This window comes from Ideonella sp. sgz306126 (genome assembly GCF_056032705.1).
In genome coordinates this window covers 642,541-656,929 of record NZ_JBVYWP010000002.1, presented here as the reverse complement: position 1 = coordinate 656,929, position 14,389 = coordinate 642,541, and the positions used below count along the sequence as shown (strand labels likewise).

Below are 14,389 nucleotides of genomic sequence, written 5' to 3'. Positions count from 1 at the left end.
GTCTCCTTCTTGGTTTGCTCGGGCCCCCGAACCGCGCATGGCGGATGGCCCAGGTCAAAGAATAGGGAGAGGCCGCCAGGCCCGCCATTGCACCTTCTCCGGTGCGCCATTGAACTTTGGTTTAGACCGCGCCGCCGTCACCAGCGTGGACTTGCTCGAACATGCCGATGAGTGCCGGCAGTGAGCGCGCGCCCATCTTCTCCATGATGTTGTGGCGATGGACCTTGACCGTGACTTCTGTGATGCCCAGCTCGACAGCAGTCTGCTTGTTGCGCTTGCCGCGCACGATGCGGGTGATCACCTCGCGCTCACGCGACGTCAACTTGTCGTAGCGTGCCTGGATCTCGGCCAGCTCGGCGCGCTGGTGGCGCGCAGTGCCGTCCAGCTCGAGCGAGTGCGCAATCACGTCCAGCAGGTCCTGATCGCGAAAGGGTTTGGGCAGGAAGTCAATGGCGCCAGCCTTCATGGCATGCACCGTCATCGGGATGTCGCCATGGCCGGTGATGAAGATGATGGGAATACGCTGCCCGATCCGCGTCAGTTCGCGCTGTAGTTCGAGACCGCTCAGCCCCGGCATGCGCACGTCGAGCACCAAGCAGGCCGGCGCGTCCGGGCGATCGAACTGCAGAAATTCTTTCGCCGAAGCGAACGACTCGACCCCCAGACCCACCGATCGGATCAGGCTGCACAGCGCCTCGCGCACCGAGAGGTCGTCGTCGACCACAAAGACGATCGATTTCATGCCCGGGGGATGGGTAAAGTGAAGTGGAAGGTCTCGCCACGGTCGTCGTTTGGAGATGCCCACATCCGGCCGCCGTGCGATTCGACGATCGAGCGACTGATGGCCAGGCCCATGCCCGTGCCGTCCGGCTTGGTGGTGTGGAAGGCATCGAAGATGCGGTCGCGGTCCAGCGGGTCAATGCCCGGGCCGGTATCGCGCACGGCGATCCACACGGCCTGCTCCGCGTCGACCACGCGAGCACTGAGATCGATCACCCGCGGCCCGTCGCTGGCCCCCATCGCCTCCATGGCGTTCATCACCAGGTTCAGCAGCACTTGTTGCAGCTGGACGCGATCCGCCAGCACCGCAGGCAGGTCGATGGCCTGGACGTGGCGGAGCGACACGCCTTGGGCGCGGGCCTCGGCGCCCACGAGCTCGATCACCTCAAGCATGGCTTCCTCGACATCCGCAGGCGCCGGCAGGAATTCCTGACGCTTGAGGAAGCCGCGAATGCGCGCGATCACCTGTCCGGCTCGATTGCCATCACGCACGATGCGCTGCACGGCCGTTTCTACTTCGGCCAAGTTCGGCGGCTGCGCAGCCAACCAGCGCAGACCCGCCTGACCGTTGGCCACCACGGCCGCCAGGGGTTGGTTCACCTCGTGAGCGATCGACGCGGCCAATTCGCCCAAGGTGGAGGCCCGGGCCACACGGGCCAATTCGTTCTGAGTCTTGGCCAGGGCTTCTGCCGCCAGCTTGCGTTCGGTGATGTCTTCGGCCACCAGAACCAGCATGCGTGGTGTCCGGCGGGTGGCGGGAATCAACGACACGCTGGTGTTGGCCCAGACCACTCCGCCGTTGCGGTGCTGATAGCGCCTTTGCAGGTGATATTCATGCACCTCGCCAGAGAACAGCTTGGCAATGCGCGCCTGCATCGTCGTGTGATCTTCTTCCGGTGTGATCTTCAGCATGGAGCCATTGCGGAACTCTTCGGCGGAGTAACCCAGCATGTTCTGGAAGGCCGGATTGGTTCTGCGGATCTGGCCGCCTGCGTCGGTCAGGGCAATGCCCACCGGCGAGTGCTCGTACAGCGCTCGCCAACGCTGCTCGGATTCCTGCAAGGCTTCCATGCTGCGTTGCAGCGTCTGACGGTTGGCGATGAGCTGACGAGTCAATTGCGACAAGTCCTCGTTCTGCGTGGCCAGCTCATGCTGCATCGCGTCGCGGGACAGCTTCATCATCAGCAGGTTGCGTACACGTGCCCGCAATTCATGGGGAGAGAAAGGCTTGGTCACATAGTCCTGCACCGATTCGGCCAGCAACTGGGCGCGCAAGGCTTCGTCGCCCTTGGCCGACAGCACCAGCACCGGCACCTGCACCAGAGCTGGGTGGTTGCGCATTTCGGCCACCAGGCGGTCTCCCCCCAGCCGAGGCATCATCAGGTCGGTGACCACCAGGTCAGGGGGGTGCGCCAACACATGCGCCAGGGCCTGCTCACCGTCTTCCACCGCCACAACGCGGTAGTCGCCCACGAGCACGTTGGAGACGAAGCGACGCATGTCGGGGTTGTCTTCTACCACCAGGATGGTGGCCCGGCCATCGCTGGGTGCCGTCGCTTGCTCGTCAGCCCCGGCCTGGCCCTGCCACGTGACGATGTCCTCTGCAACGACCTCATCGGCATCGGATTCCGACGACGTCTCGATTTCGCGCACATAAGCGCCGGCTGGCGCCCGCAAGGGCAGTTCAACCTGGAACAGCGAGCCACCGCCGGGTGCGGCCAGGGCAACGATGGTCCCCTGGTGCAGATCAACCAGTTCCTTGGCGATGGCCAAGCCCAGTCCGGTGCCGGCGGCTTCGCGCGTGGTGCCGGTCTGGGCCTGACGAAAGCGCTCGAAGATGGCGCGCCGCATGTCAACCGGAACGCCAGGCCCGGTGTCTTGGACGCTGAGCAAGAAGGTATCGGCCTCGCCTTGTTCTAACGCCACGCGCACGCGCCCCCCAGCCGGGGTGAACTTAAAGGCGTTGGACAGCAGATTCAATAGCACGCGCTCGACCTTCTCCGGGTCGATCTCTGCATGCAGGCCATCTGGCGTGTCGATCACATACGACACGCCGCGTTGCGGGGCGATGGCGTGGAACTGGCCTGCAACCCTGGTGACGAGTCGCACCAGGTCGAGGCGTGCAAGGTTCAGCCCCAGCTTGCCTGCGTCGATTGTGGCGAGATCCAGCAGGTCATTGACGTGGTTGAGCAGCGTGGCGGCATTGCGGTGGATGACATGCAAATCTCGGCGTTGCAGGGGGGTGAGCTTGTCATCGCCTGAGAGCAGGGCCTCAGCCGGTCCGAGGATCAACGCCAATGGTGTGCGCAGCTCATGGCTGATGTTGGCAAAGAATTCGCTCTTGAGCTGGTCAGCCTGGCGCAGCTTGTCGAGCAGGTTCTGCAGCTCCTCGGTCTTGCGGGCCAGCTCGGCCTCGGCGCGCTTCTTCTCGGTGATGTTGCGGCCTTCCGCGAGCAGGAAGACGATGCTGCCGGTGTCGTCCCTGACCGGCAGCAGCGAGAAGTCGATGACGATGGTCTCCTCGCCGGCCGCCTTGCCAAAGACCTCGACATCGCATCGCACGAACTCGCCACCACCGGCGCGCGCGACGAGTTGCCGCGTGTTCTCGACCGTCTCACGCGACACGGCCCACCAGCGCGCCTCCCAGAAGGGTTTGCCCTGGATGTCTTCGAGGCGGATGGCAGCCGCTTCGAGTGCAGCCCGGTTGATTTCGAGCGTGGTGCCCTTGGCATCCAACAGGCCGATGAACTGGTACATCTCGGCCAGCACGATGCGGGCGAGCTTGCCGCGATGTGTTTGCACATCGTCACTGGCTCGAAGCGTTACGTCACGCAGACGGTGTTGGATGGTGCTCGACACCCTCTGCCTCTCGGGCTGATCCAGCGCCACTGGGCGGGCCCCTAGGCCAGCACGCTGGCGACGGTGGGGCCACTCCATTCGTGGGCCTTGAGCACATCGCAGGTCAGCCGGATGTGTGACTCGAGCGCCAACGCGGCACGCGCCTCCTGTCGGGCCATGGCGGCGTTGAAGATGTCGGTGTGTTCCTTGTGCACGTCGCGGTGCACGGCTTCGGTGGCGCCGATCTTCAGCGCGATGTGGCGATAGCGTTCGGAATGCCGGTGGAGGATGCCCAGCATGTACTTGCTCCAGGCCGAATCGCAGGCGCTGATGAGGGTTTCGTGAAAGGCCTTGTTGGCCATTTCCCAGTCCCCAGGGTCGTCACCGCGCAGACGGTCTTCGCTTCGGGTCAGGCGGGTGAAGGCCTGGTGCAGCGCTTCCTCCCAGCTCGCTCCGCCGCGGCGGATGGACTGGCGCAGGGCTTCGGTCTCGATCATCACGCGCGTGCTGGTGACGTCTTCCAGGTCGGCCATCGACATGGCCGTGACCCTGAAGCCACGCTGCCCCTCGGCCACCACCAGCGCATCGGACACCAGCAAGGCCAGGGCTTCGCGCAGCGTGCCCGCGCCCACGCCGTAGCGGTCCTTGAGGTGCTCCACGCGCAGGCGATCGCTGGGCTGGTGCAGGCCGTGGACAATGTCCCGTCGCAGGGCCAGGTAGGCCCGCTCCACCAGGGTGCGCGGCGCCGTGCCGCCATGGCCCGTCGTGGTGAGTTTGGTCCGGGCGTGCAGCATCACGCTTCTCCTGGCTGGGACGCCTCGGGCTCAGCCAGGCGCTTGAGCCGGTAGGCCAGCTGCGGTCGGGTCAGGCCCAGCGCCCGCGCTGCCCCGGCCAGGTTGCCCTGGGCCCGGACCACGGCCATTTCCAGCAATCGCTGCTCCAGCGCGTCCAGCGTCAGGCCCGAGGCCATCACCTGTTCGCACAGGGCCTGCTGGGCACGCGTGCCGGGCGTGTCGAGTTCGCCGCTGGCTGTCACCTCGGCGTGGGCCTCATCGGGGGCATTGGGAAACAGATCGCCGGCCTCGATCCAGCCGCCCTGCGCGGCCAGGATCACTCCACGCTCGATCAGGTTCTCCAGCTCGCGCACATTGCCCGGCCAGGTATGCCGGTGCAGGGCTTGCAGCGCACGCTCACCGATGCCTTCGATGCGCTTCTGGTGCAGCGCGGCAAAGCGGCTGAGCATGGCCAGGGCCAGCGGGGTGATATCGGTGGGGCGCTCGCGCAGCGACGGGATGCGGATGGGGTAAACGTTCAGCCGGTACAGCAAGTCGCGCCGGAAGCGGCCCGATTTGACGGCCTCGTCCAGGTCCACGTTGGTGGCGGCAATCAGGCGTACGTTCACCTTGCGGCAGGCCTCTGAGCCCAGCCGCTCGATCTCGCCCTCCTGCAGCGCGCGCAGCAGCTTGGCCTGCGCAGGCAGCGGTAGCTCGCCCACCTCGTCCAGGAACAGGGTGCCGCCGTCGGCTCGCTCGAAACGTCCGGCGCGGGCCGCGTGGGCACCGGTGAAGGCGCCTTTCTCGACGCCGAAGAGCTCGGCCTCGATCAGCTCGCCCGGCAGCGCAGCACAGTTCACCGCCACGAAGGGCGCGGCGCGGCGTTCGCTGAGCTCATGCAGCGAGCGCGCAAAGCGCTCCTTGCCCACGCCGGTCTCACCGGTGAGCAGCACGCTCACCTGGGTGGGGGCTGCCTTGCGCAGCAGGTCGAGTGCGCGTTTGAAGGTGGGCGCGTTGCCGATCAGGTTGCCCACGTCGGCCGGCTCGAGCGAGGAGCGCAGGGCCTCCACCTGCTGGCTCAGACTCTCCATTTTCTCGAGCAGCGAGTCGGCTTCGAAATACCGGCGCAGCGCCTCGCCGTCCGGCCACTCGTCGGCAGGGCGCCCCACGATGCGGCAATGAGCGTCGCCGCAGGCCGTGCACAGCACCTCCTTGAACAGGATGGTGCGGCCCATGAAGCCGCTGGTGTAGCCCGAGGCATAGCCGGTCAGCGTCCAGCACGAAGGGTCCTTGGCGGGGCCGATCTTTTCGCGGTGGGCATGGGCCTCCCAGGAATGGTCCCACCGGAACTCGCCGTAGAACGTGCCCGCAGCCATGTCGAACTCCATCACCTCCGGCGTGACGCGCGCTGCCCCTTCCAGCATGTGTAGTTGCGGCCCCACCAGGAAGGCGGCGTCGAGCGAATCGCGGCCGTGCAGGCGCTTGGCGAATTCGGCGTCGCGCATGCCGCTGGCAAAACCCATGCGGGTGAGCACACGGCGCGCCTGCTCCGGGCCGATGGAGTTCACCAGTTCTTGGCGCAGGGCTCCCAGCGAGGCGGTGTGCAGCAAGACCATGCGCCGCTCACCCAGCCAGATCGAGCCCTCGTCTGGCGAAAAGCGCAGCAGGCGCCGCAGATCGGCATCGGGAGGGTAGTTGAGGTTCATGGCCAAATATCGAGATATTGATGCGATGCAGCAGTTCGAGGCTCTGGCGAAGGGATCGATCATTTCGACAGATCAGGCGCGAACGATTGATCAAATCATCAATTGAATCGGGATTAAGCGCTGTTTCCAGCGATCCTGCGTCGAGGGTTTCCACGGAATGGGCGTCATCGTGGCGCTCTTGTCGGGTCTGAATTCTCCGGACATACCCTAGGAATATCGAGATTTCAGACCGCGCGCCATATTTCAGGCGCGGGCTTTGCGATGTGTGGGGCATGACCGATGTCGCGCTGTTCAACCCCGCTCAACGTTTCGTGCGCATCGTGGACGAGCGCGCCGATGGCTTCGTTGAATTTGAGTTCGCGGTGGGCGAGCCCGAGCTCTTCGTCGAGATGTTGCTGGGCCGCGAGCAATTCAACGAGTTCTGCGCCCAGCAGGGCGTGCAGCCCAGCCACGGTGGCTTGCCACCGGCAGCGCTGGGCGAGGTTGCCCATGAATGGGACTGGACGCTGCAGCAGGCGCGCCAGCAGCGCTTCCGCCACGAACCCGACGGCACCGATTGAGCCCTGACAGACCCGCGGGACAACGTCAGCACACCAAGCAAGGAGACACCACACATGCAATCCATGGACCTGCGCACCGTGAGCATCAAGCCACTGCGCCACACCTTCGACCACGTGGCCAAGCGCATCGGCGGCGACAAGCCCGCCACGCGCTACCAGGAAGGCACGTTCGACGTGCAGGCCACCCACAACTTCCACTACCGACCCACCTGGGACCCCGAGCACGAGATCTTCGACCCCAAGCGCACGGCCATCGCCATGAAGGACTGGTACGCCTTCAAGGACCCGCGCCAGTTCTATTACGGCACCTACACCCAGACGCGCGCCCGCCAGCAGGAAACCACCGAGTCGAACTTCGAGTTCGTCGAGTCGCGTGGCCTGGCCGCGGCCTTGCCTGCCGGAGTTCGGCGGATGGCGCTAGAAGTCCTGCTGCCGATGCGCCATCTGGCCTGGGGCGGCAACATGAACAACGCCTACATCTGCGCCTACAGCTATGGCACGGCCATCTCGCAGCCGCACATCTACCACGCGATGGACCAGCTGGGCATCGCCCAGTACCTGACCCGCGTGGGCCTGCTGCTGGACGAGCCCGAGGCGCTGGACCGCGCCAAGCAGCAGTGGCTGCACGACCCCAAGTGGCAAGGCCTGCGCCACTACGTGGAAGACGTGTTCGTGGTGAAGGACTGGTTCGAGGTCTTCGTCGCGCAGAACCTGGTGCTCGACGGCCTGGTCTATCCGATGGTCTACGAGACCCTGGTGGACGACGTGCTGACCACCCAGGGCGGCTCAGCCATCGCGATGCTCACCCAGTTCATGACCGAGTGGCACGCCGAAACCGCCAAGTGGGTGGACGCGCAGATGAAGACCGCAGCTGCCGAGTCGTCCGAGAACAAGGCCCAGCTGCAGACGTGGACGGCGCACTGGTTCGAACGCGGCCTGGCCGCCGTGACTCCGCTGGCCGAGTTCGCGCTGGGCGACAAGGCCCCGGCCGTGATGGCCGACCTCACCCAACAGTTCAAGACCCGCGTCGCCAAAACCGGCGTCACTCTTTGAAGGAACCGCGATGTCCAAGGTATTCCTGGCTCTGCAGCTGAGCGACGACAGCCGCTGCATCGTCGACGCGCTGCTGGCCGACAACCCCGCCGCCGAGCTGGAAGAGCAGCCGGCCATGGTCAAGATCAACGCCGAAGGCCGGCTCACGCTCAAGCGCGACAGCGTCAGTGAGCGCATGGGGCGCGACTTCAACCTGCAGGAGCTGCACCTGAACCTCATCACCCTGTCGGGAAACATCGACGAGACCGACGACGAATTCACTTTGAGCTGGGGCCGCTGAACGCGTGCCACGAGGAGACAACCCATGGACATGAACGTTGCCAAGAAGAAGCTGGGCCTGAAGGAGCGCTACGCGCTGATGACCCGGGGCCTAGATTGGGAGACCACCTACCAGCCGATGAACAAGGTGTTCCCGTATGCCGAGTACGAGGGCATCAAGATCCACGACTGGGACAAGTGGGAAGACCCGTTCCGCCTGACGATGGATGCCTACTGGAAGTACCAGGCCGAGAAGGAAAAGAAGCTCTACGCCATCATCGACGCCTTCGCGCAGAACAACGGCCACCTGGGCGTCACCGATGCCCGTTACATCAACACGCTCAAGCTGTTCCTCAATGGCGTGAGCCCGCTGGAGTACCAGGCGCACCGGGGCTTTGCCCACGTGGGTCGTCAGTTCCCCGGCGTGGGCACGCGCGTGGCCTGCTTGATGCAGTCGCTCGACGAGATGCGTCACTCGCAGACGCAGATCCACTCGATGAGCAACTACAACAAGTATTACAACGGGCTGCACTCGTTCCCACAGATGCACCAGCGGGTCTGGTACATGAGCGTGCCGCGATCGTTCTTCGACGACGCCATCACCGCCGGGCCGTTCGAGTTCATGGTGGCCGTGGGCTTCAGCTTCGAGTACGTGCTGACCAACCTGTTGTTCGTGCCCTTCGTCTCGGGTGCGGCCTACAACGGCGACATGGGTGCGATGACCTTCGGCTTCAGCGCGCAGAGCGACGAGGCCCGCCACATGACCCTGGGCCTCGAGTGCATCAAGTTCATCCTGGAGCAGGACCCGGCGAACCTGCCCATCGTGCAGCGCTGGATCGACAAGTGGACCTGGCGCGGCTACCGCGTGCTGACCCTGGTGGGCATGATGATGGATTACATGCTGCCCAAGCGCGTGATGAGCTGGAAGGAGGCCTGGGAGGTCTACTTCGAGCAGAACGGTGGCGCGCTGTTCAAGGACCTTGAACGCTACGGCATCCGTCCGCCCAAGTGGCTGGACCAGATCGAGAAGGACAAGGACCACATCTCGCACCAGGCCTGGGCCACGTTCTACCAGTACAGCGCCGCCAGCAACTTCCACGGCTGGATCCCCACCGCTGAGGAAATGGACTGGCTCTCGGCCAAGTACCCGGACAGCTTCGACAAGTACTACCGCCCGCGCCTGGAGTTCTGGCGCGACGAGGCCGCAAAAGGCAACCGGCACTACAACACCACGCTGCCGATGCTGTGCCAGACCTGCCAGATTCCGATGCTCTTCACCGAGCCGGACGACCCGACGCAGATTTGCTACCGCGAATCCACGTACCACGGCATGAAGTTCCACTTCTGTTCGGACGGATGCAAGGAGATCTTCGACCACGAGCCCGAGAAATACCAGCAGGCCTGGTTGCCGGTGCACCAGATCTATCAGGGCAACTGTTTCAACCCCGGGGTGGACCCCACGGTGGAAGGCTTCGAGCCGCTGCCCGCGGTGCTGGACTACTACAACCTGAAGATGGGCCGCGACAACATGGACTTTGAAGGCTCGGAAGACCAGAAGAACTTCGCCGCCTGGCGCGGCGCGGCCACGTCCAACGCCAACCCCAGCAAGTGAGCCAGAAGGAATTGCACACCATGGCACAAGTCGCCGCAAAAGTAGCCGCCATCGGCCCCTACGAATTCGAGCCCGCCGACAAGCTCGAGAAGTTCCACGGTAACCAGCTGGTCTACATCGGCTGGGATCAGCACCTGCTGTTTTGCGCACCGTTCTGCTTCCCACTGCCGCCCAGCATGCCCTTCGGGGCCTTCGTGGAAGCGGTTCTGCCGGGTGCTTTCGGCTACCACCCCGAGTTCAAGCAGATCAACTGGGCGAAGGCTGAATGGCTGCTCTCGGGCAGGCCCTTTACGCCGGACTTCAGCAAGTCGCTGGCCGAGAACGGCATCCACCACAAGGACGCCCTGCGCCTGCGCACGCCTGAGCTCAAGGGCATCAAAGGCGCCAGTAGCTGACATGGGCTACGAGCTGACGATCGAGCCGCTGGGCCAGACGCTGGAGGTCGAGGATGGCCAAACCATCCTCGATGCAGCATTGCGTGCCGGCATCTTCCTGCCCCACGCCTGCTGTCACGGCCTGTGCGCCACCTGCAAGGTCAAGGTGACAGATGGGGAGGTAGATCATGGCGAGGCCAGCAACTTCGCGCTGATGGACTATGAACGCGAGGAAGGCCAGTGCCTGGCCTGCTGCGCCACGCTGCAGAGCGACGTGGTGATCGAGGCAGACGTCGAGCAGGACCCGGATGCCCTGAACCTGCCCGTGCAGGACTACGCCGGGATCGTGAGCCGCATCGAAGACCTCACGCCCACCATCAAGGGCGTGTGGATAGCGCTCGATGACAAAGGCGGGATGCGGTTCCAGGCCGGTCAATACGTGAACCTGCACCTGCCGGGTGGCACCGGCACGCGGGCCTTCTCGCTGGCCAACGCACCCCAGAAGCCGGAAGAGGTGGAGCTGAACATCCGCCTGGTTCCCGGCGGTGCCGCCACCACCTGGGTGCACCAGCACCTCAAGGTGGGCGACAGTGTCTCGATCAGCGGGCCCTATGGCCGCTTCTTTGTGCGCAAGACGGCGGCGTTGCCTTCGCTGTTCCTGGCCGGCGGCTCGGGTCTGTCCAGCCCCAAGTCGATGATCCTGGACCTGCTGGCCGAGGGCAGCACCCAGCCCATGACCCTGGTCTATGGCGCGCGCAACCTGGCCGAGCTCTACGACCACGACCTGTTCACCGAACTGGCCGCCGCGAACCCCCACTTCAGCTATGTGCCGGCACTGTCCAACGAGCCGGCCGGTTCGGCGTGGGCCGGCTTTCGGGGCCATGTGCACGAAGCTGCCAAGGCGCACTTTAACAATGACTTCCGCGGGAGCAAGGCGTACCTCTGCGGTCCGCCGGTGATGATTGACGCCTGCATCACCACGCTGATGCAGGGGCGTCTCTTCGAGCGCGATATCTACACCGAAAAGTTCATTTCCGCAGCCGATGCGGCGCAGCAGATGCGCAGTCCGCTGTTCAAGCGAATCTGACGTCAGACGCGAGGGCGCTGAGCATGCATCGATTTGACGTTCTGATCGAAGACACGGGCGAGCACTACACATGCACCGAGACCCGTTCGCTGCTGGAGGGCATGGAAGCCCTGGGCCGCAGGGGCATCCCCGTGGGCTGTCGCAACGGTGGCTGCGGCGTCTGCAAGGTGGCCATCCAGGCCGGCGACTACACCACGCGTGTGATGAGCCGAGAGCACGTGAGCGAAGACGACGAACGCTGCGGCCGTGTGCTGGCCTGCCGCGTGAAGCCGGCCAGCGACATCCGCCTGGCCGTGATTGGAAAGATGAAGAAAAGCGTTTGCCGCGAGGTTGAGCCGGCAGACGCACGCAACACCCCCTCAACCTGAACCTGAACCTGAGACACAACAAGGAGACATGACATGGCAATGACTGGCGTACTGAGACCTGGCCACGCAGTGGTGCGTGTGCTGGATCTGGACGAATCGGTGAAGTTCTACACCGACGTGATGGGTCTGAAGGAAACCGGGCGCGACAAGAGCGGTCGCGTGTACTTCAAGTGCCAGGACGAGCGCGACCACAACAGCTTCGTGATCCGCAGGGCCGACCGCGCCGGCTTGGACGCGTTCGGCTTCAAGGTGCTGAACAAGGCCACGCTGTCCACGATCGAAGGCCGTTTGCGCGAATACGGCGTGAACACCGAACGCGTGCCGGCTGGCGAGATGCTGGAGACCGGCGAGCGGGTTCGCTTCCAGGTTCCCACCGGTCACACGATCGAGCTCTTCGCCGAGAAGACCGACGTGGGCAATGGCCTGGGCTACACCAACCCCGAAGCAGTCATGCCTGACGCCAAAGGCATCAACCCCGTGCGAATGGACCATTGCCTGATCTACGGGGGCGACATCGACGGCAACCGCAAGCTGTTTGAGGAGGTGCTCGACTTCACCTTGGTGGAGCGCATCAAGCTGGAAGACGGCCAGACCGACCTGGCCACCTGGCTGACCTGCTCGGCCAAGGCGCACGACATCGCGATGGTGCGCCACGCCGAGGATGGCAAGCTGCATCACGTGTCCTTCCTGCTCCAGACCTGGGAGCAGGTGCTGCGCGCGGCCGACATCATGTCCATCAACCGCGTCTCGATTGACATGGGCCCGACCCGCCACGGCGTGACCCGCGGCACGACGATCTATTTCTTCGACCCGTCCGGCAACCGCATGGAGACCTTCTGCGGCGGCTACGACTTCTACCCGGACATGCATCCCACCACCTGGACCTGGGACGAGGTGGGCGCCGCGGTGTTCTATCACGACCGCAAGCTGAACCCGGCCTTCCTGACGGTCGTGACCTGACCACCCCCGAGGCGGCCGGCCGCCTCCCCCTCAAGGGGGCGCCGCGAGCGGCCTGGCAGAGCCAGTTCCGCCGCGGCCACTTGACGGGTTCTTCGACTGCCAAGCGCCTTCATGACATCTCACAGCATCACGCAACGCCAGATCACCGCCGAAGCCGCCAGCGCCGCCTGCCGGGCGGCGCTGTCCCACGCCGAGACACAGGGCTTGCGCATCAATGTCGCGGTGACCGATGCCTCGGGCACGTTGATGGCGTTCTTGCGCATGCCCGGCGCCTTCCTGCATTCCATCGACATTGCCATCGACAAGGCCTACACCGCCGCGAGCTTCGGCTTTCCCACCTCGCAATGGGCCGGGGCCGTGGCAGATGACGAACTGCTGCGCATGGGCCTGAACCAGCGGCCCCGCCTGGTGATGTTTGGCGGCGGCATGCCCATCACCGAAGAGGGCACGCGCATTGGCGGCATCGGTGTCTCGGGCGGCTCGGCAGCCGAGGACGAGGCCTGCGCCCGCGCCGGCTTGGTCGCCCTGAATCTGAATTGACTTCGACTCTCAGCGAGCACCCCATGAAACAGTTCCTCAACTTCATCAACGGCGAATTCGTTGCCACCGGCAAGACCTTTGACAAGCGCGCGCCTGCCACCAACCAGGTCATTGGCCAGGTGCACGAGGCGGGCCAGGCCGAGGTGAATGCGGCCGTGGCCGCAGGCCGCGCCGCGCTGAAGGGCGAGTGGGGCCGCATGAGCGTGGTCAAGCGCGCCGAACTGCTGCACGCCGTGGCAGACGAGATCAACCGCCGCTTCGACGAATTCCTCGCCGCCGAGCTGGCCGACACCGGCAAGCCACATTCGCTGGCCAGCCACATCGACATCCCGCGCGGCGCGGCCAACTTCAAGATTTTCGCCGACATCGTCAAGAACGTGCCGACCGAGAGCTTCCAGATGACCACGCCGGACGGCGGCACGGCCATCAGCTACGCCATGCGCACGCCGCTGGGTGTGCTGGGCGTGATCTGCCCCTGGAACCTGCCGCTGCTGCTGATGACCTGGAAAGTCGGTCCGGCGCTGGCCTGCGGCAACACCGTGATCGTCAAGCCCAGCGAGGAAACCCCCGCCACCGCCACGCTGCTGGGCGAGGTGATGAACGCGGTCGGCATTCCCAAGGGCGTGTACCAGGTGCTGCACGGCTTCGGCCCCGGATCGGCCGGCGAGTTCATCACCCGGCACCCGGGTGTCAACGGCATCACCTTCACCGGCGAGACGCGCACCGGCGAGGCCATCATGGCGGCGGCCGCCAAGGGCGTGCGCCCGGTCAGCTTCGAGCTGGGCGGCAAGAACGCCGGCATCGTCTTCGCCGACGCCGACTTCGACAAGGCGGTCGCCGGCATCACGCGCAGCGCCTTCGAGAACTGCGGCCAGGTCTGCCTGGGCACCGAGCGCGTCTACGTGCAGCGGCCCATCTTCGACCGATTCGTCGCCGCGCTGAAGGCCAAGGCCGAGGCCCTGAAGGTGGGCGGTCCCGACACTCCGGGCGTGGGCCTGGGCCCGCTGATCTCGGCCGAGCACAAGGCCAAGGTGCTGTCCTATTACGCCAAGGCCAGGGCCGAGGGCGCCATCGTGGTCACCGGCGGCGGCGCCCCGGTGCTGCAGGGCGAGTACGCCGAGGGCCACTTCGTGCAGCCCACCATCTGGACCGGCCTGCCCGAGTCGTCGACCGTGATCCGCGAGGAGATCTTTGGCCCCTGCTGCCACATCGCGCCTTTCGACACCGAGGAAGAAGCCATCGCACTGGCCAACGCCACCGACTACGGCCTGGCCACCACCGTGTGGACGCAAGACCTGGGCACCGCTCACCGCATGGCGGCCGCCATCGAGGTGGGGCTGTGCTGGATCAACAGCTGGTTCCTGCGCGACCTGCGCACCGCCTTCGGCGGCGCCAAGGCCTCAGGCATCGGCCGCGAAGGCGGCGTGCATTCGCTGGAGTTCTACACCGAGCTCCGCAACGTGATGATCAAGCTCTGAGA

14 protein-coding genes are annotated in these 14,389 nt (G+C 65.1%); 10 read left to right on the top strand and 4 right to left on the bottom strand.

From position 1 onward, the window contains the following. Positions 1–121: 121 nt before the first annotated feature. Genes AC0N04_RS07525 through AC0N04_RS07510 form a run of 4 tightly spaced genes read right to left on the bottom strand, consistent with a single transcriptional unit; the run spans position 122 to position 6,097 of the window. Positions 122–742 carry a response regulator transcription factor gene (locus AC0N04_RS07525; protein WP_474280108.1) on the bottom strand — a complete coding sequence of 207 codons (621 nt, stop codon included), beginning with the start codon at positions 740–742 and terminating at the stop codon, positions 122–124. Next, the gene (locus AC0N04_RS07520) at positions 739–3,639 is read right to left on the bottom strand and encodes an ATP-binding protein (RefSeq protein WP_474280106.1); all 2,901 of its coding nucleotides are present in this window, start codon (positions 3,637–3,639) and stop codon (positions 739–741) included. Before AC0N04_RS07520 ends, AC0N04_RS07525 begins: the two co-directional genes overlap by 4 nt. Before the next feature lie 41 nt (positions 3,640–3,680). Beyond that, positions 3,681–4,412 (bottom strand): GntR family transcriptional regulator, encoded by a 732-nt coding sequence (locus AC0N04_RS07515; RefSeq protein WP_474280104.1) that lies wholly within the window; start codon positions 4,410–4,412, stop codon positions 3,681–3,683. After that, on the bottom strand, positions 4,412–6,097 hold the full coding sequence (locus AC0N04_RS07510) for a sigma 54-interacting transcriptional regulator (RefSeq protein ID WP_474280102.1): 1,686 nt from the start codon (positions 6,095–6,097) through the stop codon (positions 4,412–4,414). The genes AC0N04_RS07515 and AC0N04_RS07510 overlap by 1 nt, the downstream gene beginning before the upstream one ends. Before the next feature lie 272 nt (positions 6,098–6,369). On the opposite strand from AC0N04_RS07510, the gene AC0N04_RS07505 reads away from it, so the two are divergent. The 10 genes from AC0N04_RS07505 to AC0N04_RS07460 all read left to right on the top strand — a co-directional run bounded on the left by AC0N04_RS07505 (position 6,370) and on the right by AC0N04_RS07460 (position 14,387). Next, on the top strand, positions 6,370–6,657 hold the full coding sequence (locus tag AC0N04_RS07505) for a phenol hydroxylase subunit (RefSeq protein ID WP_474280100.1): 288 nt from the start codon (positions 6,370–6,372) through the stop codon (positions 6,655–6,657). A gap of 54 nt (positions 6,658–6,711) precedes the next feature. Then, positions 6,712–7,710 carry an aromatic/alkene monooxygenase hydroxylase subunit beta gene (locus tag AC0N04_RS07500; RefSeq protein WP_474280098.1) on the top strand — a complete coding sequence of 333 codons (999 nt, stop codon included), beginning with the start codon at positions 6,712–6,714 and terminating at the stop codon, positions 7,708–7,710. Between the two features lie 10 nt (positions 7,711–7,720). Further along, positions 7,721–7,990 (top strand): MmoB/DmpM family protein, encoded by a 270-nt coding sequence (locus AC0N04_RS07495; RefSeq protein ID WP_474280096.1) that lies wholly within the window; start codon positions 7,721–7,723, stop codon positions 7,988–7,990. Between the two features lie 24 nt (positions 7,991–8,014). Next, positions 8,015–9,580: an aromatic/alkene/methane monooxygenase hydroxylase/oxygenase subunit alpha gene (locus AC0N04_RS07490; protein ID WP_474280094.1), complete on the top strand. Its 1,566-nt coding sequence runs from the start codon at positions 8,015–8,017 to the stop codon at positions 9,578–9,580. Between the two features lie 20 nt (positions 9,581–9,600). Then, positions 9,601–9,975, top strand: coding sequence for a phenol hydroxylase subunit P4 (locus tag AC0N04_RS07485; RefSeq protein WP_474280092.1), 375 nt, complete (start codon positions 9,601–9,603; stop codon positions 9,973–9,975). Between the two features lies 1 nt (position 9,976). Continuing rightward, on the top strand, positions 9,977–11,041 hold the full coding sequence (locus AC0N04_RS07480; protein ID WP_474280090.1) for a 2Fe-2S iron-sulfur cluster-binding protein: 1,065 nt from the start codon (positions 9,977–9,979) through the stop codon (positions 11,039–11,041). 23 nt (positions 11,042–11,064) lie between these two features. After that, positions 11,065–11,409: a 2Fe-2S iron-sulfur cluster binding domain-containing protein gene (locus AC0N04_RS07475; RefSeq protein ID WP_474280088.1), complete on the top strand. Its 345-nt coding sequence runs from the start codon at positions 11,065–11,067 to the stop codon at positions 11,407–11,409. Between the two features lie 33 nt (positions 11,410–11,442). Further along, a complete protein-coding gene (locus tag AC0N04_RS07470; protein ID WP_474280086.1) occupies positions 11,443–12,369 on the top strand; it encodes a catechol 2,3-dioxygenase in 927 nt (308 codons plus the stop codon). A 111-nt stretch (positions 12,370–12,480) separates the two neighbouring features. Next, a complete protein-coding gene (locus tag AC0N04_RS07465) occupies positions 12,481–12,909 on the top strand; it encodes a GlcG/HbpS family heme-binding protein (RefSeq protein WP_474280084.1) in 429 nt (142 codons plus the stop codon). A gap of 23 nt (positions 12,910–12,932) precedes the next feature. Continuing rightward, complete coding sequence (locus AC0N04_RS07460) at positions 12,933–14,387, top strand: 2-hydroxymuconic semialdehyde dehydrogenase (RefSeq protein WP_474280082.1); 1,455 nt, start codon at positions 12,933–12,935, stop codon at positions 14,385–14,387. The last annotated feature ends 2 nt before the right edge of the window (positions 14,388–14,389 follow it).